The sequence below is a fragment of the Simplicispira suum genome, from assembly GCF_003008595.1.
GTDB lineage: Bacteria > Pseudomonadota > Gammaproteobacteria > Burkholderiales > Burkholderiaceae_C > Simplicispira > Simplicispira suum.
On sequence record NZ_CP027669.1, the window covers coordinates 3,590,634 to 3,614,854 of the forward strand.

The 24,221-nt window shown below is 63.0% G+C and carries 25 protein-coding genes; 19 read left to right on the plus strand and 6 right to left on the minus strand.

What is annotated here, in order from left to right:
* The first annotated feature begins 37 nt into the window (after positions 1-37).
* The 4 genes from C6571_RS16600 to C6571_RS16615 are packed head-to-tail and all read left to right on the plus strand — an operon-like array spanning position 38 to position 5,236.
* Positions 38-1,570, plus strand: a complete 1,533-nt coding sequence (locus tag C6571_RS16600) for an acyl-CoA carboxylase subunit beta (RefSeq protein WP_106447671.1) — start codon at positions 38-40, stop codon at positions 1,568-1,570.
* A gap of 41 nt (positions 1,571-1,611) precedes the next feature.
* The gene (locus C6571_RS16605) at positions 1,612-3,660 is read left to right on the plus strand and encodes an acetyl-CoA carboxylase biotin carboxylase subunit (RefSeq protein WP_106447672.1); all 2,049 of its coding nucleotides are present in this window, start codon (positions 1,612-1,614) and stop codon (positions 3,658-3,660) included.
* Positions 3,657-4,769, plus strand: coding sequence for a biotin synthase BioB (gene bioB / locus C6571_RS16610; RefSeq protein ID WP_106447673.1), 1,113 nt, complete (start codon positions 3,657-3,659; stop codon positions 4,767-4,769). The genes C6571_RS16605 and bioB overlap by 4 nt, the downstream gene beginning before the upstream one ends.
* Positions 4,766-5,236, plus strand: coding sequence for a VOC family protein (locus C6571_RS16615; RefSeq protein WP_211300663.1), 471 nt, complete (start codon positions 4,766-4,768; stop codon positions 5,234-5,236). Before bioB ends, C6571_RS16615 begins: the two co-directional genes overlap by 4 nt.
* A 107-nt stretch (positions 5,237-5,343) precedes the next feature.
* On the opposite strand, the gene C6571_RS16620 is transcribed toward C6571_RS16615, so the two are convergent.
* Genes C6571_RS16620 through C6571_RS16630 form a run of 3 tightly spaced genes read right to left on the minus strand, consistent with a single transcriptional unit; the run spans position 5,344 to position 6,294 of the window.
* Positions 5,344-5,538 carry a YgaP family membrane protein gene (locus C6571_RS16620; protein WP_106447674.1) on the minus strand — a complete coding sequence of 65 codons (195 nt, stop codon included), beginning with the start codon at positions 5,536-5,538 and terminating at the stop codon, positions 5,344-5,346.
* Between the two features lie 44 nt (positions 5,539-5,582).
* A complete protein-coding gene (locus C6571_RS16625; protein WP_106447675.1) occupies positions 5,583-6,029 on the minus strand; it encodes an OsmC family protein in 447 nt (148 codons plus the stop codon).
* 55 nt (positions 6,030-6,084) lie between these two features.
* Positions 6,085-6,294 (minus strand): YgaP family membrane protein, encoded by a 210-nt coding sequence (locus tag C6571_RS16630; protein WP_106447676.1) that lies wholly within the window; start codon positions 6,292-6,294, stop codon positions 6,085-6,087.
* 124 nt (positions 6,295-6,418) lie between these two features.
* Here C6571_RS16630 and C6571_RS16635 point away from each other — a divergent pair, with 124 nt between their 5' ends.
* The gene (locus C6571_RS16635; RefSeq protein ID WP_106447677.1) at positions 6,419-6,769 is read left to right on the plus strand and encodes an ArsR/SmtB family transcription factor; all 351 of its coding nucleotides are present in this window, start codon (positions 6,419-6,421) and stop codon (positions 6,767-6,769) included.
* A gap of 72 nt (positions 6,770-6,841) precedes the next feature.
* Here C6571_RS16635 and mtnP read toward each other — a convergent pair whose 3' ends face one another.
* A complete protein-coding gene (mtnP, locus tag C6571_RS16640) occupies positions 6,842-7,708 on the minus strand; it encodes an S-methyl-5'-thioadenosine phosphorylase (RefSeq protein ID WP_106447678.1) in 867 nt (288 codons plus the stop codon).
* A gap of 508 nt (positions 7,709-8,216) precedes the next feature.
* On the opposite strand from mtnP, the gene C6571_RS16645 reads away from it, so the two are divergent.
* From C6571_RS16645 to C6571_RS16670, 6 genes are all read left to right on the plus strand, one after another.
* Positions 8,217-9,059, plus strand: coding sequence for a sigma-70 family RNA polymerase sigma factor (locus C6571_RS16645; RefSeq protein ID WP_245901320.1), 843 nt, complete (start codon positions 8,217-8,219; stop codon positions 9,057-9,059).
* Positions 9,053-9,289 (plus strand): zf-HC2 domain-containing protein, encoded by a 237-nt coding sequence (locus C6571_RS16650; protein WP_106447679.1) that lies wholly within the window; start codon positions 9,053-9,055, stop codon positions 9,287-9,289. The genes C6571_RS16645 and C6571_RS16650 overlap by 7 nt, the downstream gene beginning before the upstream one ends.
* A gap of 409 nt (positions 9,290-9,698) precedes the next feature.
* Positions 9,699-10,625 carry a glycine betaine ABC transporter substrate-binding protein OsmF gene (osmF, locus tag C6571_RS16655; protein ID WP_146139359.1) on the plus strand — a complete coding sequence of 309 codons (927 nt, stop codon included), beginning with the start codon at positions 9,699-9,701 and terminating at the stop codon, positions 10,623-10,625.
* A gap of 39 nt (positions 10,626-10,664) precedes the next feature.
* Positions 10,665-11,837 (plus strand): ABC transporter permease, encoded by a 1,173-nt coding sequence (locus C6571_RS16660; RefSeq protein WP_245901321.1) that lies wholly within the window; start codon positions 10,665-10,667, stop codon positions 11,835-11,837.
* 6 nt (positions 11,838-11,843) lie between these two features.
* Complete coding sequence (locus C6571_RS16665) at positions 11,844-12,776, plus strand: ABC transporter ATP-binding protein (RefSeq protein WP_106447680.1); 933 nt, start codon at positions 11,844-11,846, stop codon at positions 12,774-12,776.
* On the plus strand, positions 12,773-13,561 hold the full coding sequence (locus tag C6571_RS16670; RefSeq protein ID WP_106447681.1) for an ABC transporter permease: 789 nt from the start codon (positions 12,773-12,775) through the stop codon (positions 13,559-13,561). The genes C6571_RS16665 and C6571_RS16670 overlap by 4 nt, the downstream gene beginning before the upstream one ends.
* Before the next feature lie 59 nt (positions 13,562-13,620).
* Here the strand turns inward: C6571_RS16670 and gor are convergent, their stop codons facing one another.
* Both gor and C6571_RS16680 read right to left on the minus strand, forming a co-directional pair.
* Positions 13,621-14,997, minus strand: a complete 1,377-nt coding sequence (gene gor, locus C6571_RS16675) for a glutathione-disulfide reductase (RefSeq protein WP_106447682.1) — start codon at positions 14,995-14,997, stop codon at positions 13,621-13,623.
* A gap of 179 nt (positions 14,998-15,176) precedes the next feature.
* Positions 15,177-15,887: a DUF6969 family protein gene (locus tag C6571_RS16680; RefSeq protein ID WP_106447683.1), complete on the minus strand. Its 711-nt coding sequence runs from the start codon at positions 15,885-15,887 to the stop codon at positions 15,177-15,179.
* Between the two features lie 368 nt (positions 15,888-16,255).
* On the opposite strand from C6571_RS16680, the gene C6571_RS20275 reads away from it, so the two are divergent.
* The 8 genes from C6571_RS20275 (at position 16,256) to C6571_RS16720 (ending at position 24,219) form a co-directional block, all read left to right on the plus strand.
* Positions 16,256-16,456, plus strand: coding sequence for a DUF1010 domain-containing protein (locus C6571_RS20275; RefSeq protein ID WP_170094785.1), 201 nt, complete (start codon positions 16,256-16,258; stop codon positions 16,454-16,456).
* A 72-nt stretch (positions 16,457-16,528) separates the two neighbouring features.
* A complete protein-coding gene (locus C6571_RS16690) occupies positions 16,529-17,671 on the plus strand; it encodes an FAD-dependent oxidoreductase (RefSeq protein WP_106447685.1) in 1,143 nt (380 codons plus the stop codon).
* A gap of 241 nt (positions 17,672-17,912) precedes the next feature.
* Positions 17,913-18,893, plus strand: coding sequence for an arsenosugar biosynthesis radical SAM (seleno)protein ArsS (arsS, locus tag C6571_RS16695; protein WP_106447686.1), 981 nt, complete (start codon positions 17,913-17,915; stop codon positions 18,891-18,893).
* Positions 18,890-21,067 carry an FAD-dependent oxidoreductase gene (locus C6571_RS16700; protein WP_211300664.1) on the plus strand — a complete coding sequence of 726 codons (2,178 nt, stop codon included), beginning with the start codon at positions 18,890-18,892 and terminating at the stop codon, positions 21,065-21,067. The genes arsS and C6571_RS16700 overlap by 4 nt, the downstream gene beginning before the upstream one ends.
* Before the next feature lie 117 nt (positions 21,068-21,184).
* Positions 21,185-21,856 carry a TIGR04283 family arsenosugar biosynthesis glycosyltransferase gene (locus C6571_RS16705; RefSeq protein WP_106447687.1) on the plus strand — a complete coding sequence of 224 codons (672 nt, stop codon included), beginning with the start codon at positions 21,185-21,187 and terminating at the stop codon, positions 21,854-21,856.
* The gene (locus C6571_RS16710) at positions 21,853-22,494 is read left to right on the plus strand and encodes a TIGR04282 family arsenosugar biosynthesis glycosyltransferase (RefSeq protein ID WP_106447688.1); all 642 of its coding nucleotides are present in this window, start codon (positions 21,853-21,855) and stop codon (positions 22,492-22,494) included. The genes C6571_RS16705 and C6571_RS16710 overlap by 4 nt, the downstream gene beginning before the upstream one ends.
* A complete protein-coding gene (locus C6571_RS16715) occupies positions 22,491-23,264 on the plus strand; it encodes a DUF3047 domain-containing protein (RefSeq protein ID WP_106447689.1) in 774 nt (257 codons plus the stop codon). The genes C6571_RS16710 and C6571_RS16715 overlap by 4 nt, the downstream gene beginning before the upstream one ends.
* Positions 23,265-23,358: 94 nt before the next feature.
* Positions 23,359-24,219, plus strand: coding sequence for a phosphate/phosphite/phosphonate ABC transporter substrate-binding protein (locus C6571_RS16720; protein ID WP_106447690.1), 861 nt, complete (start codon positions 23,359-23,361; stop codon positions 24,217-24,219).
* Positions 24,220-24,221: the final 2 nt, after the last annotated feature.

Genomic DNA, 24,221 nt, shown 5'->3' on the forward strand with positions numbered 1-24,221 from the left:
GCAATTCAACCAATACAGGTTCACTCAAAGGACGACCATGCAAGACATCCTCGATCAACTGGAGAAAAAGCGCGCGCTGGCCCGCCTGGGCGGCGGGCAAAAGCGCATAGATTCGCAGCATGCCAAGGGCAAGCTCACGGCGCGCGAGCGCATCGAGCTGCTGCTGGACGATGGCACCTTTGAAGAATGGGACATGTTTGTCGAGCACCGCTGTACCGATTTCGGCATGCAGGACAACAAGATTCCGGGCGACGGCGTGGTCACCGGCTACGGCCTCATTAATGGGCGCCTCGCATTTGTCTTCAGCCAGGACTTCACCGTATTTGGTGGAGCCCTGTCCGAGACGCATGCCGAGAAAATCTGCAAGGTCATGGACCAGGCCATGAAGGTCGGCGCGCCAGTGATCGGCCTGAATGACTCGGGCGGCGCGCGCATCCAGGAGGGGGTGGCCAGCCTGGGCGGCTACGCCGACGTGTTCCAGCGCAACGTGATGGCCAGCGGTGTGGTGCCGCAGATCAGCATGATCATGGGGCCTTGCGCTGGCGGTGCCGTCTATTCGCCCGCCATGACCGACTTCATCTTCATGGTCAAGGACAGCAGCTACATGTTCGTCACCGGCCCCGAGGTGGTGAAAACCGTGACACACGAAAGTGTCACGGCCGAGGAACTGGGCGGCGCCATTACCCACACCACCAAGAGCGGCGTGGCAGACATGGCGTTCGAGAACGACGTCGAGGCGCTGCTGATGCTGCGCCGCCTCTACAACTACCTGCCGCTGAACAACCGCGAAAAGGCTCCTGTGCGCCCCAGCAACGACCCGGCCGACCGGGCGGACAAGTCGCTCGACACCCTGGTACCGGCCAACGCCAACCAGCCCTACGACATGAAGGAGCTGATCGTCAAAACGGTGGACGACGGCGACTTCTTCGAGCTGCAACCCGATTACGCCAAGAACATCGTCATCGGTCTGGCCCGCATGGAAGGCCAGACCGTCGGCATTGTTGCCAACCAGCCGCTGGTGCTGGCCGGGTGCCTGGATATCAAATCGAGCATCAAGGCCGCGCGCTTCGTGCGCTTTTGCGATGCCTTCAACATCCCCGTGCTCACGTTTGTGGATGTGCCCGGTTTCATGCCCGGCACGTCGCAGGAGTACAGCGGCATCATCAAACACGGCGCCAAGCTCTTGTTTGCCTATGCCGAATGCACCGTACCCAAGATCACCGTCATTACCCGCAAGGCCTACGGCGGTGCCTACGATGTGATGAGCTCCAAGCACCTGCGCGGCGACGTGAACCTGGCCTGGCCGAATGCAGAGATTGCCGTGATGGGTGCCAAGGGCGCCGTGGAAATCATTTTCCGGGAGGACAAGAACGACCCGGTCAAGCTGGCTGCCCGCGAAGCGGAATACAAGGAGCGTTTTGCCAACCCGTTTGTGGCCGGTGCCCGTGGCTTTATCGACGACGTCATCCTGCCGCACGAGACTAGGAAGCGCATCTGCCGATCGCTGGTCATGCTGCGCGATAAAAAGCTGGAAAACCCATGGCGTAAGCACGGAAACATTCCCCTCTGAGCGGCACGTATCGGGTCAGAACCTTTAGAAAGAAATTCATCATGTTCACCAAAATCCTGATCGCCAACCGAGGTGAAATCGCGTGCAGAGTCATCGCCACGGCGAAAAAAATGGGCATTGCCACCGTCGCTGTCTATTCCGACGCCGACAAGGAAGCGCGCCACGTCAAGCTGGCCGACGAGGCCGTACGCATTGGCGCTGCGCCCAGCCGCGAGAGCTATTTGTTGGCTGAAAAGATCATAGAAGTTTGCAAGCAGACAGGCGCGCAAGCCGTGCACCCTGGCTATGGCTTTCTCTCTGAAAACGAAGCCTTTGCCCGCCGCTGCGAGGAAGAAGGCATTGCCTTCATTGGCCCCAGAGCGCATTCCATCGCCGCCATGGGCGACAAGATTGCCTCCAAGAAGCTGGCCCTGGAAGCCAAGGTCAACACCATTCCCGGCCACAACGACGCCATTGCCGGCGCTGATCAAGCGGTGGAAATTGCCCAAGGCATTGGCTACCCGGTGATGATCAAGGCGAGCGCCGGCGGTGGTGGCAAGGGCCTGCGCGTCGCGTTCAATGACAAGGAGGCGTTTGAAGGTTTCACTGCCTGCCAGAACGAAGCGCGCAACAGCTTTGGCGACGACCGCATCTTCATCGAAAAGTTCGTGCAGGAGCCGCGCCACATCGAAATCCAGGTGGTGGGCGACAGCCAGGGCAACGTCATTTATTTGAACGAACGCGAGTGCTCCATTCAACGCCGCCACCAGAAGGTCATTGAAGAGGCGCCGTCGTCTTTTATCAGCGATGCCACGCGCAGGGCCATGGGCGAGCAGGCGGTGCAGCTGGCCAAAGCCGTGAAGTACGAGAGCGCAGGCACCGTCGAGTTTGTTGTTGGCAAGGACCAGGACTTTTACTTCCTGGAGATGAACACCCGCCTGCAGGTGGAGCACCCGGTGACGGAATGCATCACGGGCCTTGATCTGGTCGAGCTGATGATCCGGGTGGCTGCAGGCCAGCCGCTGCCGCTCACGCAAGCCGAGGTCAAGCGCGAAGGCTGGGCCATCGAGTGCCGTATCAACGCCGAAGACCCGTTCCGCAGCTTTCTGCCATCCACCGGCCGGCTGGTGCGCTTCCAGCCGCCCGAGGAAACCATGTTCCAGGCCGAGCCGGAAAAAAAATACGGCGTGCGCGTGGACACCGGCGTGTACGAAGGCGGCGAGATCCCGATGTTCTACGACTCGATGATTGCCAAGCTCATCGTGCACGGCACGGACCGCAACGACGCCATCCACAAGATGCGCGCTGCGCTCAATGGGTTCGTCATTCGCGGCATCAGCACCAACATCCCTTTTCAGTCCGCGCTGCTGGCGCATCCCAAGTTCGTCTCAGGCGACTTCAACACCGGGTTCATTGCCGAGAACTACGCCCATGGCTTCGTCGCCGAAGACGTGCCGCACCAGGACTCGCTGTTCCTGGTGGCCCTGGCCGCCTTCATGCACCGGCGCTACCGCGCGCGGGCCTCAGGCATCAGCGGCCAGCTGGCCGGGCATGAAGTCAAGGTGGGCGAAGCCTTTGTGGTGGTGGTACTGGGCGCTGAGGGTCAGCACCAGCAATACCCCGTGGCCGTAACGGATTTTGAAGACAAATCGGGCTCTAGCGCAGTACAGGTGGGCGCTAACAGCTACAAAATTGAGAGTACCGCCACACTGGGCCAAAGCCGCGTCCAAGGCAGCTTCAACGGCCAGGGCTTTACCGCCCAGGTCGAACGCGGCGCCGGCAAAAACCCACTGGCACTGCGCGTCGCGCACAACGGCACGCAGATTGAAGCCCTGGTGCTCTCGCCGCTGGGCGCCCGCCTGCATGCGCTGATGCCGTACAAGGCGCCGCCAGACCTCTCCAAATTCCTGCTCTCGCCCATGCCGGGCCTGCTGGTGGATGTGGTGGTGCAAGAAGGCCAGAAGGTGCAGGCGGGTGAAAAGCTCGCTGTGATTGAAGCCATGAAGATGGAAAACGTGCTTCTGGCCGCGCAAGACGGCGTGGTGGGCAAGCTGGTGGCGGGCAAAGGCGAGTCGCTCACGGTGGACCAGGTGATTCTGGAGTTTGTGTGACGGAGCGTATTCATCCACAAACCATCGATCTGCACCGCCAAACCCCGCAGCGCGCCGCCACCGGTCCCTGGCCCGTTGCGGCGGTCCAGGCGCTGCTGGAGCGCCCGCTGCTGGATTTGCTGTTCGAGGCACAAAGCGTGCACCGGGCGCACTGGCCGGCGGGCGATATCGAGCTGGCCACGCTGCTGTCAGTCAAAACCGGTGGCTGCCCCGAAAACTGCGGCTACTGCCCGCAGGCGGCTGAGTTTGACACTGGCGTGCAGGCCAGCAAGATGCTGGGTCTGGACGAAGTCCTGCAGGCGGCGCGGGCCGCGCAGGACGCCGGAGCCACGCGCTTTTGCATGGGCGCCGCCTGGCGTGCACCGAAAGACCGCGACATCGAGAAAATGGCCGAACTCGTCACGGCGGTGAAGGGACTGGGGCTGGAAACCTGCGCCACGCTGGGCATGCTCGAAGCGCACCAGGCGCAAACGCTCAAGCAGGCGGGGCTCGACTACTACAACCACAACCTCGACACCGCTCCCGAGTACTACCAGGATGTGGTCAGCACGCGTGCCTACCAGGACCGCCTGGATACGCTGGACCATGTACGGGCTGCCGGCGTCAAGGTGTGCTGCGGCGGCATCATTGGCATGGGCGAGGCTCCTGTGCACCGCGCCGGACTGATCGCTCAGCTGGCCAACCTCAACCCCTACCCGGAATCGGTGCCCATCAACAGCCTGGTACGCGTGCCCGGCACGCCATTGGCCGACAGCGAGCCAGTGGATCCGCTGGATTTCGTGCGCGTCATTGCCGTTGCCCGCATCACCATGCCCAAGGCGCGGGTACGCCTCTCGGCCGGTCGCCAGCAACTCGGCGAAGCCGTGCAGGCGCTGTGCTTTCTGGCGGGCGCCAATTCGATCTTTTATGGCGACAAGCTGCTGATCACCGGCAACCCCGATGCCAGCGCCGACCTGCAGCTGCTTGCCAAGCTGGGCTTGCGCGCGCAATCCGCTGCGAAGCAACCGGCAGCAGCCACAGGCACCGGCGGATGCGGCTGCGGCTGCACCTGCGCCACCGATACCACCGCCACCGCGCAAGCCACCGCAGACACAGGAGTTGCCGCATGACCATCACCCCACGCCCGTTCAAAGTTCTGGGCATTCAGCAGATCGCTATTGGCGGTCTCGACAAAACACGCTTGCAAAGGCTCTGGATCGACATGCTGGGCCTGGAGATGACGGGTACCTTCAAAAGCGAGCGTGAGAACGTGGATGAGGACATTTGCACCATGGGCCGGGGTGCCACGCGTGTTGAAGTCGATTTGATGCAACCGCTGGACCCCGAGAAGAAACCCGCCGTCCACACCACGCCGCTCAACCACGTCGGCCTGTGGATCGACGACCTGCCCAAGGCCGTGGAGTGGCTCACCGCGCAGGGTGTGCGGTTTGCGCCCGGCGGCGTGCGCAAGGGCGCGGCAGGCTACGACATCTGCTTTCTGCACCCCAAGTCGAATGAGGAATTCCCCATAGCCGGGGAGGGCGTGTTGATCGAGCTGGTGCAGGCGCCGCCAGACGTGATCGCCGCCCTGGGCTGATAGGGTCGAAGGCAACCCGTCTGTTGAAAATCCCGAAAATACTATCAAAAATATAGCTGTCAGCGCTTACTGGATAAGCGCTGACAGCTGTTTTTGTTTAGACTTGTTTAGTTTTTCTTCATCGGGCAGGTTTTGATACCCAGCAGCGAATACGCCGGGCAGAAGCCAAACAGCCCCGTGGCCACAGGCACCACGCCGATCCAGCCCCACAGCCCCACCGTACCCGTGGCGGCCAGGGCAATCAGCACCAGGCCCACAACCACGCGCAGTACGCGATCCCAGCTTCCTACATTGAGCGACATTTCATTTCCCTTTCGTTGACACGGCCCCCGAGACGGGGGTTGATTCATTTCAGCCGCACGCCCTCGGCATCGATCACCTGCAACTCGATGGCAATGCCCTGGCCCACGCTTTGCGTGACGGTGCAGTAGGCTTCAAATTGGTCCAGTACCCGGTCGAGGTGCTGCAGCGACGCGGCGGCAACCCCCAAGCGCAGAACGGCCGTCATCTTCAGCACGCGCAGGCGGTTGTCATCGTTGCGGCCGACTTCGGCCGACACCGTGCATTCCATCGGCTCGGGCGCCTGCTTGAACTTGCGTAGAGCAAACAGCAAGGAGTCCGACAAGCAGTTGCCTACCGCAGCGGCCAGCAGCTGGACTGGCGATGGCCCTTGGCCGCTGCCCAGCGGCACAGGCTCGTCGGCAGCAAGGACGGGGATGCCGCCGCCAAAATCCACGTCGAACAGGTAGTCTTTCTGTTGTCGCAGCGTGATCTGAACCATGTTTTCACTCATGCCAAAGTCCTTCTCGTTCGAATGTGCAGAAAATCAGTGATGGTGCAGGGATCGTTCAGCAACCAGGCTGTACGCCCAGCTTGCGCAACATGGTTTCGAGCAGGCACCAGTGTGTGAGCGCACTTTGGAGCAGGTTGGCGCCCACAAAGGCCGTAAACGCCAGGAACCACATGCTGACGAACACGGGGCTGCCAGGGATCCCCAGCGCAAGGGAAAGAAGAATGAAGGTGCCTGCAAGCAGGCGCACGAGTTGCCAGGATTTCATGAGGATCTCCAAAATTTTGTTACGAGACTGATTATTTAGCCAAACAACTAAATAGTCAATTGCTGTATTATGGCAACATTCGAGGAGGCTGTCCGTAGTCCCTTGATCCAAGCCAAGCCAAGCCATGAAAAACCTGCCGCCCGAAGCCCTCCAGCAAGTCGCGTCGTACTTCCAGACGCTGGCCGAGCCTACGCGCCTGCGCATCCTGAACCTGCTGCGGGAGGGTGAGCACAACGTCGGCGAACTGGCCCAGCTCTGCGGCTATACGGCGGCCAATGTCTCGCGCCACCTCAGTTTGATGACGCAACAGGGCTTTGTGACCCGCGAGAGCCGGGGCACCAGCGTGTACTACCGTATTGCCGATGCCTCGGTGTATGCCCTGTGCGATCTGGTCTGTGACAACATTGCGCGCCAGTACGAGCGCTCAGTCAAAAACCAGCAGGCCATCTTTACGCGCGGCGACGACGCGGCGTAGTCTCGCAGCAACCTTCTCGAATGGGCGAATCGGGCCGGGCGGGCGAGATTCGCCGCCTTCGCTCTGCGTCCATCAAGCCAGCAAGCTCTCCACGCGTTCGCGCACCGCACCCTGCAAGTGCTCGCGTCGGCTGACCAGCGCGGTCGCCAGGGCAGCGTGGGCGTCTGATGCGGGCCGCTCGGCGCCGAGCAGCAGCACGGCAGCGCGCGCAATGTGCTGGGCATGGCCGGCATTCTTCATCAGGTTGGCAATGGCGAAATCCGAGGTGACATGCGGCTCGCGCGGGTTCCAGCAGTCGTAGTCGGTGACCATGGCCAGGCTGGCATAGGCCATTTGCGCCTCGCGCGCTAACTTTGCCTCCGGCATGTTGGTCATGCCGATCACGCTCGCGCCCATGCTGCGGTACCAGTGCGATTCGGCCATGGTGGAAAACTGCGGCCCTTCAATGCAGACATAGGTGCCGCCGCGGTGCAGCCGCTGCTCCTGCGGCAGTCCCGCGACTACCACCGCGCGGGCCAATACATCGGCGAGCTGCGCGCACACGGGCTGCGCCATCGAGACATGGGCGACGGCGTCAGTACCAAAAAACGTGGATTCGCGCCGCCGGGTCAGGTCGATGAACTGATCGGGCAACACCATGTCGAGCGGGCGCAGGTCCTGCCGCAGCGAGCCGACGGCCGAGAGGGAAATCAAATAGCGCACGCCCAGCGTTTTCAGCGCAAACACATTGGCGCGGTAGGGAATTTCCGAAGGGATAAGGCGGTGCCCGCGTCCGTGGCGGGCCAAAAACGCCACGGCCACGCCATCGACCCGGCCTGTCATGATGGCATCTGAGGGCGGGCCAAACGGTGTCTCGACCTGCCACTCCTGCACATCTTCCAGCGCTTCCATCTCGTAGAGCCCACTTCCCCCCATGACGCCTACCAATGCGTTGTTCATGTTCGCCTTTCCTGATGCAATGAACAGGCCCGCATCATCCCAGACGCAGCGTGCGTATGCATGAAGTGCCTGGCCGGGAGAGGTACCAGGACTCGGGCATGCCGCCGGGCTGGGTCGCAAGCTGTTGCCGGTCAGATCCCTGGACTGGTGGTGGACCTGTCTCTGGGCGGCGGGCTTGAGCGTCCTCCCACTGGGAATTTTGCTTCATGATTTTGATGCCGGCGAGGCGAGGCGGGCCGCGTTGCCGCCGGTCATGGTCTGGCTCGGTCTGATGTCCAGTTGCCGGAACGCATTGGGAGTTGAGGCGTGCTCGCCAACAGCGTGGGCTTGCATAGATGCAGTCGCCACCGTTCCGGGATACTTGCACCCGAGGCTTCAGCTCTTGGCCAAGAAGGCATGAACATTGACATGCTGGGGTGGGGGAGGGTGTTGCCCATCTGTAAGAGCACCCTGTAATAAATGAACGCTTGTCGACGACCAAGGGGGGCAGTACACAAGGAGTTCGCATATGGGTTTGGACATTCTTGGATGGGCGCCCTTGGCCGCAGGTCCCATGCCCCTTGCTTTCTGCGGGAAAATCGTTGCGAGGGACTCAGGGGTCTCGCGCTGCATTTCGCCGCATCTTTTTTCCGGAGCTGTTCATGCAAGGGCTTTTGTGTGCCGTGTTCTCTCGGCGGATCGTGGTGTGCAATCGGCGGTCCAAAAGGTGCGCACCATGAAGCCTGGCGAAATGACGCATGCTGCAAGGGCCCAAACGGCTTCGGAACCGGAGGTTGATTCCGCTGAGATTCGTGCTCTGCGGGTGAAAATGGTCAAGTTCGCGTCTTTGCAACTAGGGGACCAGCAGCTGGCCGAAGATGCCGTTCAGGAAGCACTGATGGGGGCATTCAAGAGCTCTGCCGCGTTTGCCGGCAAGGCCAGCTTCAAGACCTGGGTGTTTGCCATCCTCAAGAACAAGATCACCGACATTCTTCGGAAGCGCCAACGGCAGGGGTATGTGTCTACGCAGCAGTCGACGGGCGACGTCGACGAAGAGGCCGATTTCACCGAGCTCTTCAATGCGCGTGGCATGTGGGAGCCCGATGAACGTCCCGCTACCTGGGGTAATCCGACCGAGACCTTGCATGACAAGCAATTCTGGAAGGTGTTCGAGATGTGCCTGGAGGGCCTGCCTGGTCAACAGGCCCGTGTTTTCATGATGCGCGAGTACGTGGGACTCGATTCGCACGAAATCTGTGCCGAGGTGGGCATTAGCTCGACCAACTTGAACGTGATGCTCCATCGGTCGCGCCTGCGCCTTCGGGAATGTCTGGAGAACCGCTGGTTCGTTCCGGGAGGCACAGCATGCTGAATTGCCGTGAAGTCACCCGCCTGGTGTCTGAATCTCAGGAACGCAAGCTCTCGGTCACAGAGAAACTGTCGCTCAACCTGCACCTGATGATGTGCGATGGGTGCAAGAACTTCAGCCTGCAAGTGCCATTTTTGAGGAAAGCCATGCGGGCCTATGCAGGGCGACTGGACGAGGTGGTCGAACCACCCGGCCCGGCACCGGACCCGTCCCAAGATGGGAGCTCCCTATGAGCTTTATCAGATCGCTGCCGGACAATGCTGGTATACGCAATGCCCAGATGCGCAGCCTGTGGGTTGGGCGTGGACTCGTTTTTGGGTGTCGTGCGGATCGGGATGGGATGCCAGGCGCGTTTAGCAGGCAATAGCCGCAGCTATTGGCTGTGAAACGCAACGCCGCAGACCGCCTGAGGCGTGCTATCACACGCCGCGAGGAGTTATGCAGAGGGCGTCCTCAACGTCAAATCAACACTGGGCCGCTGCCTCTCATGCGCGGGGATCGTGACGAAATCACCCAGACGCGCTTGCGCAGAGCAGATCGTGAATGAGAGGTCGTCTGCGGCTTTTGGCTGCAAGCCGCCGATGGGTTCGCGCGGTAAACTGAAATTGAATGTCCTGGCAACCCCACCCGAAAGGCTTGTGTATGAAGGCCCTGTTTTCGCGCCGCTGGCTGATTCGCTGCGTTGCGCTGTTTCTTTTTGCGTCGACCACAGCTTTTGCCCAGGCCCCCGTGCGCGTGGCGTCCAAGATTGACACCGAGGGCGCGTTGCTCGGCAACATGATGATTCAGGTGCTTGAGGCCAACGGCATCAAGACGGAAAACAAGCTGCAGCTTGGCGCCACCAATATCGTGCGCGGCGCCATCACCACGGGTGAAATTGACCTGTACCCGGAGTACACCGGCAACGGCGCGTTTTTCTTCTCCGATGAAAAGAATCCGGCCTGGAAAAACGCCACTGCGGGCTACGAGCTGGTGAAAAAACTCGATGCCGAAAAGAACCAGATCGTCTGGCTGGAGCCTGCCCCGGCCAACAACACCTGGGCGATTGCGCTGCGCAAGGATGTCGCCAGCAAGCACAAGGTGCACTCGCTCGCCGACCTGGGGCCGTGGCTGGCCAAAGGCGGCCATTTCAAGCTGGCCGCCTCCGCCGAATTTATCGAACGCACCGATGCCTTGCCCGCGTTCCAGGCCGCCTATGGCTTCAAGCTCAAGCAAGACCAGTTGCTTACCCTGGCTGGCGGCGACACCACCGTGACCATCAAGGCCGCCGCCCAGAAAACCTCGGGTGTCAACGCCGCCATGGCCTACGGCACCGACGGCGCCCTTGCCGCCTTGGGTCTGGTGGTGCTGAGCGACCCCAAAGGCATTCAACCGATCTACGCACCGGCCCCGTTGATCCGGGCCGAAACGCTGACCCGCTATCCGCAGATAGAAGCACTGCTTGCGCCCGTGTTCAAGACGCTGGATGGCACCACGCTGCAAACGCTCAACGCAAAAATTGCGGTGGAAGGGCAGGATGCAAAAAAAGTCGCCTCCGACTACCTCAGGTCCAAGCGCTTCATCAAATGAGGTGTCGCAGCGCTGCTTGGCTGTAGCGCCCGGCGCGTGATGGGGCTGGTCAAAAACCGCGTATTGGCCGTTCTGGCGGTAGCAGGGCTTGGCGCTGCGCTGGGCTTGCCGTTTGTGACACACGCTCCCAATCGGCTGGTGTCCGGCACCGGCATCATGCTGGCGCAGATCGTTGGCGGCGCTGCGGGCGGCCCCTTCTGGCTGGCCCTGCTGTCCGCGCTGCTGCTGGTTGCTTCCATATTCATGCGGCCCACGCGCGGCGTGCACGTCGCTGTGTGGCTGGCGGCAACGCTGTTGCTCAGCAGCCTGGCGGCGCTGGCGGCGCAGCAGGCGACGCAACTGGCAGGGGAGGCGAGCGCCATTGCCCGCACATCCCTGGGCGGCGCGTTCTGGATTCTGGCTGCCCTCAGTTGGCTGGCGGCCGCCGACGCCCTGGGTCGGCTGGCCCTGCCGCCGCTCTGGCGCATGCTCGGCGTTGGCGTCGTCCTCGCGCCGCTTGCGCTGCTGCTTGCGGGTGGCGCGTTTCATGATTTGTCGTTGCTCAAGGAATACGCCAATCGCCGGGATGTCTTCAGTGCAGCACTGTGGCAGCACGTGCAAATCGTGCTGTTCAGCCTGCTGCCCGCTTTGCTGATGGGCGTGCCTCTGGGCATCGCATCCAGCCGGATGCGCGCGCTGCGCGGGCCGCTGTTTGCCGTGCTCAATGTGATTCAAACTGTGCCGTCGATCGCGCTGTTTGGCTTGCTGATGGCACCGCTTGCGCTGCTGGCGGCCAGCGTGCCGGTGCTGGCGCAACTCGGCGTCAAGGGCATTGGCATGACGCCGGCGGTGATTGCCTTGACGCTCTACGCCTTGCTGCCCATTGCGCGCAGCAGCGCTGCCGGGCTGAGCCAGGTACAGCCGGCGGTCATCGAGGCAGCGCAGGGCATGGGGCTGACGCCGTGGCAGATTTTCTGGCGCGTCGAGTTGCCGCTGGCCCTGCCGGTTTTGCTTTCGGGCTTGCGCGTGGCCACGGTTCAGACCATCGGCATGGCCGTGGTGGCGGCCCTGATCGGTGCGGGTGGCTTTGGCGCGCTTGTGTTTCAGGGCTTGGGTAGCGGCGCACTGGATGTGGTGCTGCTCGGCGTGCTGCCGGTGGTGGCGATGGCGGTTGCGGTGGATGCCGTGCTCAAGGCACTCGCCATGGCCTTGACGCGCGAATCACTTGATTGATGCCTGATGATTGAACTGCAGCATGTCTCCAAAGCCTTCAACGGCGTGACGGTGATTGACGACCTGAGCCTGCACATTGCACGCGGCGAATTCACCGTGATTCTTGGCAGTTCGGGCTCGGGCAAATCGACCCTGCTCAAAATGATGAACCGACTGCTGGAGCACGACAGCGGGCGCATTGTGTTTGCCGGTGACGAGATTCGCAGTTTTCGTCCCGAAGATATTCGACGCCGCATGGGCTATGCGATTCAGTCGGTCGGGCTGTTTCCACACTGGAGCGTCGAGAAAAATATTGCCACGGTGCCGACCTTGCTCCACTGGCCCGCAGCGCGCATCGAGGCGCGCGTGACCGGGCTTTTGACGTTGCTGCAGCTCCCGCCAGAGCTCTATCGCAAGCGCTATCCGCACCAGCTCTCGGGCGGGCAGCAACAGCGCGTGGGGGTGGCGCGGGCATTGGCGGGCAACCCCGAGGTGCTGTTGATGGACGAGCCCTTCGGCGCGCTCGATCCGGTCACGCGCGCTGCTCTGCAGACCGAGCTTGCGCGCATACACAAGGATTTTGACAAGACCATCGTGCTGGTCACGCATGACATTGACGAAGCGCTCGGCCTGGCCACGCGCATCGTGTTGCTCGACCATGGTCGCATCGTGCAAAGTGGCACGCCGCTTGAGATGCTCTCCAACCCGGTCAATGCGTTCGTGATCGATTTTTTTGGTCGTAGCGATGTCGGTATCAAGCTGCTGGGCCTGCAAAGCGTGGCCTCGCGTCTGCGGTTGAATGAGCGCGCTGCGGGTGAACCGGTGCTGGCCAGCATGAGCCTGCGCGAGGTGCTGTCGGTATTTGTGGAGCGTCGTGTCGCGCAACTGCCTGTGGTGGACGAAAACGGCCAGGCGCTGGGTGTCATCGATTTTGATGACCTGCTGGATCGGCGGCCATGAACGGTTCCACGCCCGTGTTCGCGCCCGAAAGCGCCAAGCGCCTGGCCTGGGCGCGCGAGCCCTTGCCGTGGGCCCTCGCGGCCCTGCTGTTGCTGGTGTTTGGCATGGCGTGGCTGAAACCATTTTTTGCGGCGCTGTTTCCGGCGCTCGAGCGCCCGCTGTATGCCCAGGACAGCCTTCTCGCGCTGACGCTGGCGCACCTCAAAATTGTTGGCCTGTCGAGCGGCTTTGCTGTGATCTTGGGCGTTGCCGCAGGAGTTTTCGCCACCCGCGCGAGTGGCAGTGAGTTTCGCCCCCTGATTGAAACCGTGGTGGCTGCTGGACAGACTTTTCCGCCCGTGGCGGTGCTGGCTGTGGCCGTACCCCTGGTGGGCTTTGGTGAAGCGCCGGCCCTGATCGCACTCGCCCTGTATGGTGTGCTGCCGGTGTTGCAAGGCACGCTGGCCGGCCTCGCATCGGTGCCGCAGGCAGCGCGCGAGGCGGCCCAAGGCTTGGGCATGAGCCCTTGGCAAAGTCTGAGGCGCATCGAGCTGCCATTGGCAGCCCCGGTGATCCTGGCGGGCGTGCGCACTTCGGTCATCATCAATATCGGCACCGCCGCCATTGCTTCGACCGTGGGAGCCAAAACGCTGGGCCTGCCCATCATCGTAGGCCTGAGCGGCTTCAATACCGCCTATGTGCTGCAGGGTGCGGTGCTTGTGGGCTTGCTTGCGGTGGTGACCGACTTGACTTTTGAAAGGCTGGCGCAGCACCTCGTCCGCTGGCAGACTGCGACGGGCTCCTGACCCTGGCAGGTGTTGGACTTCACTCTTGATTCCTCCCCGCTTGCACTGGCCTAAGGTTTTCAGTCAGACCTTTTTCGGGTGAACTTGTCCCGCAGGGTCACGAATTCTTCCGCTGCGGAGGGGTGCAGCGCCACCGTGGCATCAAAGTCGGCTTTGGTGGCGCCCATCCGCAGGGCAATCGCCAGCGCCTGGATGATCTCGGGTGCATCGGCGCCCACCATATGCGCACCCAGCACACGCTGGCTGGCCGTGTCCACAATCAGCTTGATCAGCGTGCGCTCGTCGCGCCCTGACAGGGTGTGGCGCATGTTGCGGAACTTGCTGCTGTAAATATCGATTTCGCCGTACTGCGCAAGCGCCTGCGCCTCGGTCAGCCCCACCGTGCCGATAGGGGGTTGGCTGAACACCGCCGAGGGCACGGTGGTCAGGTCGGCGCTGACGGGTGTGGGCCCAAACAGCGTCTGCGCCAATGCCGCGCCCTCGCGAATGGCTACGGGTGTCAGCGCGATGCGGTTGGTGACGTCGCCCACCGCGTGGATGCTGTCGATGCTGGTTTTGCCAAAGGCATCGACCTTGATGCCGCCGGCCTGGCCCAGCGCAACGCCGGCCTCTACCAGACCCAGGCCCTGGGTATTGGGTACGCGGCCGGTGGCGTAGAGCACCGCATCCACCACCAGCGGCGCGGTGGACGTCCCGGTGAGGCTTGCCGACAAACTGGTGTCGTCCAGGCGGTCGATCCGCGCCACGTCATGGTGCAGCAGCACGGTGATGCCTTTTTTGACCATCTCGCCTTGCAAGTGCGCGCGCACGTCGTCGTCAAAGCCGCGCAGCACCTGGCCAGCGCGGTAGCACAGCGTGACCTGCGCGCCCAGGCCATTCAGGATGCCGGCAAACTCCACCGCGATGTAGCCACCGCCGACCACCAGCACCCGCTTGGGTAGCTGCGGCAAATCGAACACCTCGTTGGAGGTGATGGCGTGTTCGATGCCTGGGATGAGCGGCACAAACGGCGTGCCGCCCGTGGCCACCAGAATGTGCTCGGCGGTCACGGGTTGGGCGTTGACCAGCACGGTGTGGGCATCGAGTACGCGGGCGGCGCCGTGCATGACCTCGACCTTGGAGCCTTTCAGGTTGTTTTCGTACAGGCCGCTCAGGCGTGCGATCTCCTTGTCTTTGGCTGCTATCAGTTTCGGCCAGGAAAATTGCGCCGGTGGCACGCTCCAGCCAAATCCCTGGGCATCCGCAAAATCCTCGGCGTAGTGGGCGGCGTACACCAGCAGCTTTTTCGGGACACAACCACGAATGACGCAGGTGCCACCGTATCGAAAATTCTCGGCAATGCCCACGCGCGCGCCCAGCCCGGCGGCAATGCGTGCAGCGCGCACTCCACCAGAGCCGCCGCCGATGACGAAGAGTTGGTAGTCGTATGAAGGCATTGAATTCCTATTGTTCAGCGCGATAGCGCAGGGTTGAGAAGCTGCAACTCTCTATAGCTTGCAACTGTTTCGCTTTGGGCTATGGGTGCACGGCAATGCCCGATATGGGGCAACCGCATCGTTCCGCCGAGCTTCTGTGCGGTGACCAGCTTCGTGGATGGCAAGTTTGGTCTGAAATGTTACTCACAGCCCGCACCGGTCGCCTCGACTTGCAGGGCGTCCAGATCGGCCGCCCAATCAATGCGTGACTGACTCAGCACTTCGAGGCGCTTGTTGTTGAGTGCATCTTCCAGCCTGCCATGGCCCTTCAAGCGGGCGTCTCGTCGCTCCAGCAAGTCGGCAATCAAGGGCCGGTACAGGGCTAAAAAATGGCTCAGCCAGGCACAAGCGTGTTCGTGTCCGGACACTGGTCCAGGGCGGCACCGATCCAGGCATACCAGTGTCTGCGTGGCGTCGAACCAGTGTCCATCGGTGACCCATCGGTTGGTGGTGAACAGCTTGACGGGTAGTCCCCGGGCGTCGAGGGCAATCGCCAACATGTGCGTGGGTGCGCTGCGCGCCCAGACCTTGCGACCCTGTCTGGGCCGGCTTCGGCGCCCTGAGGCGGTGGCGTGCCAGAACACGTGCAGGTGTCCGTGCTCATCACCATGCGTGCGGTGGGCGTGGTAGTAGAACTGGGTCCCGCTGCGCAGGTCGATGATGTCGGAGGGCGGGTAGTGTTTGTATTCCACCACCTCCGCACCTTGCACCCAGCTTTGCAGCAATGAGCCAGACGCCTGCGTCGCGTCAGCGAATGCCTCCACGCAAGATTGGCCGTGTTGCAGCGTGGTGTTAAGTTCGGTCGCGTTGATGGAGCGCCAGTGTCGGCGCAATATGGGCGATACGGGCATAGGTGCTGAAACCAAAAGAGACTCTGGAGCAGGGATGTGCTCCAGGGCGCAGGTTCACAGGCCAGGTTTCATTTCTTGGCCGCGCAGGCGCCGCATTTGGCTTTGCAGGCGCTGCATTTGGACATGGTCTTGGTCGAGCCACATCTGGCGCCGCATGCACGGCAGGCCATGGCACAGCCGCCCAGGGCCGCAGTAGTAACAACAGCGGCGGCCAGGCTCAGAGACAGGCGGGATGAGAGCGTAGACATGATGGTGAGTTCTCCAGTTGGGTTTAAGACGCCAGGGAGTTGCACGTGGCAGAAGGCACACGAACAAACCTTGGTGAGTGTTTGTCGTCAATGCGTGGCCGATCGTTACAGCGATCGAGGATGAACGACGACGACCAACCCTTTGTGTCGCGCAGTTTTTCAGTCTTTTCTGCCTCTAGCGCTTGCACATATTGCGTTGGTAGCTATTGTTTTGTGAGCATTGCGCCGCTTGTGTGGCAGAGTGTTTTTTCTTCAGGTTCGCTCGTCGTTAAGCTGTGGCGCTCAGTAGTTGTGGCCATGCGTCACTCGGTCGTCAAATGAATTTGCGTACCGCAAGCCCTCAAGCCCTCAAGCCCTCAAGCGGCATTTCAATCAGTAGATCGGTTCCCATCCATGAAAAGACTGGTGCTGGTGGGCGGTGGGCATGCCCACCTCTCGGTCCTAGAGGCCCTGGCAGCGCAACGGCCGGGCAATGTGGAGGTGACGCTGATCACGCCGTCTCCACGCCAAAACTATTCGGGCATGCTGCCCGGTTGGATCTCCGGCCACTATGCGCTGTCGGCCTGTCAGATTGACTTGCAGCCTCTGGTGAGCGCGGCGGGTGGGCGGCTCATTCTGGAGAACGTGGTGGACATGGATGCCACGCGGCATTGTGTCGCTCTCGCGGATGGCCAGCCGGTGCACTACGACTGGCTGTCCATCGACGTCGGAAGTGAAACCGAAACCTCAGGACTCGAAGCACTGGGCAGCAAACTGCTGTCCGTCAAGCCCCTGGATCAATTTTTCACGCGCTGGCCCGAGAAAATGGCCGAGGCGCAAACGCAAGGGGCGTTCCATCTGGTCGTTGTGGGTGCCGGGGCCGCCGGTGTCGAGATCGCCCTGGCCGCACAGTTTGCGCTGACACGCGCTGGGGTTCGAGCCCAGGTGGACTTGATAGCCTCCGAGAACGGTGTCCTCAAGGGCCACAACCGGCGCGTGAAGGAGCGTGTGCTTGCCTACGCCCGGCGTGCGGGCGTGAGCGTCCATTTTCAGCGGGCCGTCGGGACACCGAACGGCGCTCTGCTGGCAGATGGCGAGTTGGTGGCTGCCGATCTGGTGATTGCTGCCACCGGGGCCCGTGCGCCGGTCTGGCTCCAGTTGTCCAAACTGGCGCTCGATCCGGAGGGTTACCTCCTGGTGGACCCGTACCACCGCAGCGTGTCACATCCGGACGTGTTTGCCGCCGGTGACGTCTGCGCCCGGCCCGAGACGAGCCTGTCGCGCTCTGGCGTGCATGCGGTGCGCGCCGGGCCGGTGCTTGCAAGCAACCTGCTGGCGGTGCTCGAAAGTGCTCCGCTGCAGGCCTATCGGCCCCGATCCAATTCGCTCTATTTGCTTGCGTGCGGGCCCCGCCATGCGATTGCATCGTGGGGAGCTTGGTCCGCCAGCGGCGCATGGGTTTGGCATTGGAAAGACTGGGTCGACCGGCGCTTCATCCAGCGCTTTGCGCGATCAGGATCAAACTCAGCCGGGGCGAAGATGGAGAAATCTGCATGATCAACCTGCAACGCCTGAACAGATACGCGGCTCGGCAGCCAACACCAACTCGGCAAGACAGCTACTGGCCAGCCTGCTGACGATGGCCTGGTTCGATTCTTATCCGGGTGAGCGAAGACGAGAGAGCCGGGAAAAAACACAATCCGTCTGAGACGGCCGAGTGTAAGAAAGCCGGGATGTGCGACGACTAAACAAACAAGATGCGCAAAAACCGCGCTCATCAGAACGATTGAGGACCACCATGCACGCCACCTTGCCGCTTCTCGAAGCAACGACTTTCCCAGCCTTGCGCCGAGGCACCTTGACCACCCTGCAGGTCAACCTCGGCTACCGCTGCAACCAGACCTGCGTGCACTGCCACGTCAATGCTGGGCCCAACCGCACTGAAATGATGGACGACGCCAACCTTGATCTGGTGATCGACGTGCTAAAGGCACGTTCCATCAAGGTGCTCGATCTCACCGGCGGGGCGCCGGAACTCAATGAAGGTTTTCGTGAGCTGGTTCGCCGGGCCCGGGCGCTGGGCGTGCACGTCATGGACCGCTGCAACCTCACCATCTTGTTCGAGCCGGGCCAGGAAGGTCTGGCGCAGTTCCTGGCCGAGCAAAAGGTCGAAGTGGTGGCGTCGCTGCCCTGCTACTCGCTGGAGAACGTGGATAAGCAGCGCGGCAAGGGCGTGTTCGACAAGAGCATTGCCGCCTTGCAGCAGCTCAATGCGCTGGGCTACAGCAAGCCGGGCACGGGTCTCAAGCTCAGCCTGGTCTACAACCCCCAAGGCGCCACGCTGCCGCCCGAGCAGCGCCAGCTCCAGGCGGACTACAAGCGCGAGCTGATGGCGCACTTTGGCATTGAGTTCGACGAACTCTTCGTCATCACCAACATGCCGATCCAGCGTTTTGGCTCCATGCTGATCTCCAAAGGCCAGTTCAACAGCTACCTGAAATTGCTGCGCGACAACTTCAGCGAACCCAACCACGCCACGGTGATGTGCCGCAACCTGATCAGCGTGGACTGGCAAGGCAACCTCCACGATTGCGACTTCAACCAGCAGCTTGGCTTGCCGCTGCCTACGGGTGGCGCGTTGCGCATGGCGGCGGCGCCGCATCTGCGCGATTTGCTGGTGCAAGATCCGGCCGGGCGGCCCGTGCGCACCGCCGAGCACTGCTACGGCTGCACCGCAGGGCAGGGCAGCAGCTGCGGCGGCGCGCTCCAAGGCGCATGAACAAGCAGAACATCAAAAGCCTGGCCCTGCTGGCGCTGGTGCTCGTGCTGGTCGCGGGTTTCTTTGCCCTGGGCGGCGCCAAGTGGCTGACGCTTGCGGGCCTGAAATCGGGCCTGGACCAGCTTGCCGCCTGGAAGGACGCGTCGCCCGCGCTGCTGGGGCTGGCGTTTGGCGGGGTGTATGTGCTGGTGGCTGCCTTGTCCTTGCCCGGAGCCGCCGTCATGACCCTGGCTGCTGGTGCGATCTTCGGTCTGTTCTGGGGCTCTGTGATTGCCTCGTTCGCCGCCACCTTGGGCGCTACCTTGGCCTTCTGGAGTGCGCGTTATCTGTTGCGTGACTGGGTGCAGGCGGGCTTTGGCGAGCGGCTCAAGCCCGTCAACGAAGGCATCGCACGCGATGGCGCCTTCTACCTGTTTACGCTGCGCTTGGTGCCGTTGTTCCCGTTTTTCCTCGTCAACCTCTTGATGGGCCTGATGCCTATTCGCACGCTGACGTTCTACGGCGTCAGCCAGATCGGCATGCTGGCCGGCACGCTGGTGTATGTAAACGCCGGCACCCAGCTGGCGCAGATTGACAGCCTGGGCGGCATCGTCTCGCCAGGTGTTTTGCTGTCTTTCGCTCTGCTGGGCGTGTTCCCGCTGCTTGCCAAGGCAGTCCTGAGGTGGGTGCAGCGTCGCCGCGTGTATGCGCGGTGGACACGTCCGCGCAGCTACGACAGGAACCTCATCGTCATCGGCGCCGGTGCGGCCGGGCTGGTGACGGCCTACATCGGGGCCGCCGTTAAAGCCAAGGTCACCCTGGTGGAAGCGCACAAGATGGGGGGCGACTGCCTGAACTACGGCTGCGTGCCGAGCAAAGCCCTGATCAAGAGCGCCAAGCTGGCGTCTCAGATGCGCCATGCCGACCACTACGGCCTGTCGGCGACGGCGCCCCAATTCAGTTTCCGCCAGATCATGGCGCGGGTCCACGCGGTGATTGCAGCAGTCGCGCCGCACGACAGTGTGGAGCGCTACGAATCTTTGGGCGTCGAAGTGCTGCAGGGCTATGGGCGGTTGGTCGATCCCTGGACCGTGGAGATCACGGCCGCCGACGGCAGCACGCAGCGCCTCACCACCCGCAGCATCGTCATCGCCGCCGGCGCGCAGCCCTTCGTGCCGCCGCTGCCCGGCATCGAGGAGGTCGGCTACGTCACCAGCGACACCTTGTGGGACGCGTTTGCAAAGCTCGACGCGCCCCCCGCGCGGCTCGTGGTGCTGGGCGGCGGGCCGATTGGCTGTGAGCTGGCTCAAAGCTTTGCGCGCCTGGGCTCTGCCGTCACGCAGGTGGAAATGGCGCCGCGCATCATGGGACGCGAGGACGCGGAAGTGTCCGAACTGGCGCGCCAGGCTCTCGCGCGCGATGGCGTCGATGTGCGCACCGGGCACAAGGCGCTGCGCTGCGAAAGCGAAGATCACGGGGGTGTCACGCACAAATACCTGGTCGTCGAGCACGGCGGCGCCGAGCAGCGTATCGAGTTCGACGCCCTCATCTGCGCGGTGGGCCGCGCGGCGCGGCTGAAGGGCTATGGGCTGGAAGATCTGGGCATCCCGACCGAGCGCACGGTGGTGACCAACGACTACCTGGAAACGCTCTACCCCAACATCTACGCCGCCGGCGACGTGGCAGGTCCCTACCAGTTCACCCACACTGCCTCGCACCAGGCTTGGTACGCGGCGGTCAATGCCTTGTTCGGCCATTTCAAACGCTTCAAGGTCGATTACTCGGTGATTCCTTCGGCCACCTTTATCGACCCCGAAGTGGCGCGCGTCGGCCTGAGCGAGCAAGACGCCAAGGAGAAGGGCATCGCCTACGAGCTCACTCGGTACGGCATTGACGAACTGGACCGCGCCATTGCAGATGGCGCTGCCCACGGCTTCGTCAAGGTGCTGACGGTGCCGGGCAAGGACCGCATTCTGGGTGTCACCATCGTCGGCGAGCATGCCGCTGACCTGCTGGCGGAATTCGTGCTGGCCATGAAGCATGGCCTGGGCCTGAACAAGATCCTCGGCACCATCCACACCTACCCGACGTTGGCCGAAGCCAACAAATATGCCGCCGGGGAATGGAAGCGCGCGCATGCACCTCAGCGCCTGCTGGCCTGGGTGCAGCGCTACCACGCGTGGCGGCGCGGCTGAAGCAGACATGGCAACGACACCGACACCGAAACCCGCAGGCCAGGTCAATCGGCCCAAGCCGCCAGCCCAAGTGCTTTGCGCATTCGTCCGGCCGGCTGCTTCACGGATTGCGCGCGCATGAAACTCTCGGTCATCGTCCCCGTGCTCAACGAAGCGACCGGCGCGCCCGCGCTCTGCGCCCATCTGATGCCCTATGTGCGCCAGGGCGTGGAAGTGATTCTGGTCGATGGCGGCAGTGAAGACGGCACGCCCGAGTTGCTCAACTCCCTCGGTTTTCCGCCTGTACGTTCGCCGCGCGGCCGCGCCTTGCAGATGAATGCCGGCGCGTCCGCCGCCAGTGGCGACCTGCTGCTGTTTCTGCATGCCGACACGCGCTTGCCGCCCGGCACGCTTGCGTGCCTGCAGAGCCGCATGACGCAAGCGCATGACTGGGGGCGCTTTGACGTGCGCATCGAGGGCCGCCCGGCCATGCTCAAGCTGGTGGCGTGGCTGATGAACTGGCGCTCGCGCCTTACCGGCATCGCCACCGGCGACCAGGCCATGTTCATGACCCGCGCCGCTTTCGATGCCGTGGGTGGCTTCCCGCCCCAGCCGCTGATGGAAGACATCGAAATGTCCAGCCGCCTGCGCCGACTTGCACGCCCGCTTTGCCTCACAGACCGGGTGGTTACCTCGGGGCGCCGCTGGGAGCAGCGGGGTGTGTGGCGCACCATTTTTCTGATGTGGCGGCTGCGCTGGGCCTACTGGCGCGGTGTGCCTGCGAGCCAGCTTGCCAAGGCCTACCGATGAAGCCGGTGCGCATCGTCGTCATTGCCAAGGCTCCGATTGCGTGTTTCTGCAAGACCCGGTTGATCCCGGCCTTGGGCAAGCAAGGTGCCACCGAGCTGGCGCAGCGCATGCTGGCGCGAACGGTGGCTTCGGCGCTGGCCGCCGGGCTGGGAACGGTGGAACTCTGCGTTACCCCCGGGCTGCAGGCCTTTGACTGGCGGGGCCTGGCTCTGCCCGCCGGCTTGGCGTGGACCGAGCAGGGCGAGGGCGACCTGGGCGAGCGCATGGGCCGTGCTGCCCAGCGGGTGACGGCAGCGGGTGAGGCCATCCTGCTGATTGGCACCGATTGCCCGGCACTCGATAGCGGTCTGCTCCAGCGCGCTGCGGCAGCCCTGCAAGGCCACGATGCCTGCCTGGTGCCCACCGCCGACGGCGGCTATGCGCTGCTGGGCCTGAAACGCTTTGATCCAACGCTGTTCGACGCCATGCCCTGGAGCACCGATGCCGTGGCCGCCGAAACCCGGCAGCGCGTGGCTGCGTTGAACTGGCGTCTGTGCACCCTGCCCACGCTGCACGACATCGATGAGCCAGAGGACCTTGCCTGGCTGCCTGTAGAACTGCGAGCTGGTCTGACAACTTCCACCCAAACGCACCCATGACGCGCGACCCCTGCAAACGCCGATGCCGGCGCGGCGTGTTCGTGCTGCTGCTCGGCGTGGCCACCAGTGCCGTGCCGGCGCCGGTGCGCGTTGGCGACTTTGCGGCAGGCAGTGACGCGCTGCCCGCGCCCTGGAAGGTGGTGCAACTCGACGAGCGTGTGCCCGCTACGCGCTACCGCACGCTGCAGTGGGACGGGCGCGCCGCCATCGAAGCCCGCGCCGATGCCAGCATGGCGCTGCTGGCGCGGCCACTCACCGTTGACTTGCAGGCCACGCCCGTCCTGTGCTGGTTGTGGCGCGTGGACGACGTGCTGAAGCAGGCCGATCTGAGCCGCAAGGCGGGCGACGACTATGCAGCTCGGGTGTACGTGACGTTCTCCTTGCCGCCGGAGTCGCTGAGCGCGGGCTTGCGCTTCAAGCTGGCCCTTGGGCGCAGCCTGTATGGGGAGCTGGTGCCAGATGCGGCGGTTAATTACGTCTGGGACAACCGGCACCCGATCGGCACGCGTGCCTTCAACGCCTATACCGACCGCGCCGCCATGGTGGTGCAGCGCTCGGGCAATGCGCAGGCGGGCCGCTGGGTCAGCGAGCGCGTCAACGTGCTCGCCGATGCCACGCAAGCCTTTGGCAAGCTGCCTTTCAGGGCCAGCTTGCTGGCCGTGGCGTCCGACACCGACAACACGGGCGAGCAGGCGCGCGCTGGCTTCGCGGAGCTGCATTTTGTGGCTGCCGAGGAACAGTGCCAGTTCTCGGGCCCGCCTGTGCAGTGAACAGCAGCGCGGGCGTGTAAGAACCGAGCCTCGGCGAACGACCAATGGGGAAAGTCATTTCCCGCATTCGCGTCATTCGCCAGGAGCGCTCCCCATGCAACTCGATCGCCGTACCTTTGCCCTGTTGGCCGTCCTGACGCTGGCGGGTGTGGCACAGGCACAGCAAACCCCGCTGCAATTCGGAGTGGGCCTGTTCCAGCCTGACAAGGAAAAGAACGACGCCACCTACCAACCCTTGGCCGATTACCTGGCACGCCAGCTCCAGCGCCCGGTGCAGTTGCGCACCGTGGACAGTTGGGAGGGCCTGGCCAAATCGCTGGCCAACGGCGAAACCGACATGGCCCTCATGGGGCCCTGGGGCTATGTGCTGGCCAACAATGAGGCCGGTGCCGAGGTGGTTTCCACCATTCTTTACGGCGGCAAGCCCGAGTACTACGCCATCATCGTCACGCACCCGAATTCCGGCATCCACACCCTGGCCGACCTCAAGGGCAAGACCTTCGCCTTCGGCGACAAGGGTTCTACCTCGGGGTACCTGATTCCGAGCCACCGCTTCATGACGCTGGGCATCCACCCCGATCGCTATTTCAGCAAGGTGCTGTACACCAAGCACCAGGCCATCGAGACCCAGGTCACGCAAGGCGTGCTGGACGCCGGCGCCGACTACAACCGCAACGCCATGATCGAGCAGGGGTTGATCAAGGCCGAGCAGTCAAAAATCATCTGGCAGTCGGCACCGCTGCCCAACGATGCCTTTGTGGTCAGCAAGGCCCTGGCGACCGACAAGGCCTTTGTCGCCCGGCTGCAGACCGCGCTGGCCGGCGTCGGTGCGGCGCTCGCATCGCAGCCCAAGCTGCTGCCCGCCCATTACACCGGCTTTGTGACGCGTGACAACACGTTCTACAAGCCCATCCGCGACGCCGGTTTGGCGACCGGAAATCTGCGGGCGAAGTGATC

Bases quoted from the DNA above. Each gene is read 5' to 3' on its own strand.
- C6571_RS16600 (WP_106447671.1), top strand. From the start codon at position 38: ATGCAAGACATCCTCGATCAACTGGAGAAAAAGCGCGCGCTGGCCCGC.
- C6571_RS16605 (WP_106447672.1), top strand. From the start codon at position 1,612: ATGTTCACCAAAATCCTGATCGCCAACCGAGGTGAAATCGCGTGCAGA.
- C6571_RS16615 (WP_211300663.1), top strand. From the start codon at position 4,766: ATGACCATCACCCCACGCCCGTTCAAAGTTCTGGGCATTCAGCAGATC.
- C6571_RS16620 (WP_106447674.1), bottom strand. From the start codon at position 5,538: ATGTCGCTCAATGTAGGAAGCTGGGATCGCGTACTGCGCGTGGTTGTG.
- C6571_RS16625 (WP_106447675.1), bottom strand. From the start codon at position 6,029: ATGAGTGAAAACATGGTTCAGATCACGCTGCGACAACAGAAAGACTAC.
- C6571_RS16630 (WP_106447676.1), bottom strand. From the start codon at position 6,294: ATGAAATCCTGGCAACTCGTGCGCCTGCTTGCAGGCACCTTCATTCTT.
- C6571_RS16635 (WP_106447677.1), top strand. From the start codon at position 6,419: ATGAAAAACCTGCCGCCCGAAGCCCTCCAGCAAGTCGCGTCGTACTTC.
- mtnP (WP_106447678.1), bottom strand. From the start codon at position 7,708: ATGAACAACGCATTGGTAGGCGTCATGGGGGGAAGTGGGCTCTACGAG.
- C6571_RS16645 (WP_245901320.1), top strand. From the start codon at position 8,217: ATGGGTTTGGACATTCTTGGATGGGCGCCCTTGGCCGCAGGTCCCATG.
- C6571_RS16650 (WP_106447679.1), top strand. From the start codon at position 9,053: ATGCTGAATTGCCGTGAAGTCACCCGCCTGGTGTCTGAATCTCAGGAA.
- osmF (WP_146139359.1), top strand. From the start codon at position 9,699: ATGAAGGCCCTGTTTTCGCGCCGCTGGCTGATTCGCTGCGTTGCGCTG.
- C6571_RS16660 (WP_245901321.1), top strand. From the start codon at position 10,665: ATGGGGCTGGTCAAAAACCGCGTATTGGCCGTTCTGGCGGTAGCAGGG.
- C6571_RS16665 (WP_106447680.1), top strand. From the start codon at position 11,844: ATGATTGAACTGCAGCATGTCTCCAAAGCCTTCAACGGCGTGACGGTG.
- C6571_RS16670 (WP_106447681.1), top strand. From the start codon at position 12,773: ATGAACGGTTCCACGCCCGTGTTCGCGCCCGAAAGCGCCAAGCGCCTG.
- gor (WP_106447682.1), bottom strand. From the start codon at position 14,997: ATGCCTTCATACGACTACCAACTCTTCGTCATCGGCGGCGGCTCTGGT.
- C6571_RS16680 (WP_106447683.1), bottom strand. From the start codon at position 15,887: ATGCCCGTATCGCCCATATTGCGCCGACACTGGCGCTCCATCAACGCG.
- C6571_RS20275 (WP_170094785.1), top strand. From the start codon at position 16,256: ATGAACGACGACGACCAACCCTTTGTGTCGCGCAGTTTTTCAGTCTTT.
- C6571_RS16690 (WP_106447685.1), top strand. From the start codon at position 16,529: ATGAAAAGACTGGTGCTGGTGGGCGGTGGGCATGCCCACCTCTCGGTC.
- arsS (WP_106447686.1), top strand. From the start codon at position 17,913: ATGCACGCCACCTTGCCGCTTCTCGAAGCAACGACTTTCCCAGCCTTG.
- C6571_RS16700 (WP_211300664.1), top strand. From the start codon at position 18,890: ATGAACAAGCAGAACATCAAAAGCCTGGCCCTGCTGGCGCTGGTGCTC.
- C6571_RS16705 (WP_106447687.1), top strand. From the start codon at position 21,185: ATGAAACTCTCGGTCATCGTCCCCGTGCTCAACGAAGCGACCGGCGCG.
- C6571_RS16710 (WP_106447688.1), top strand. From the start codon at position 21,853: ATGAAGCCGGTGCGCATCGTCGTCATTGCCAAGGCTCCGATTGCGTGT.
- C6571_RS16715 (WP_106447689.1), top strand. From the start codon at position 22,491: ATGACGCGCGACCCCTGCAAACGCCGATGCCGGCGCGGCGTGTTCGTG.
- C6571_RS16720 (WP_106447690.1), top strand. From the start codon at position 23,359: ATGCAACTCGATCGCCGTACCTTTGCCCTGTTGGCCGTCCTGACGCTG.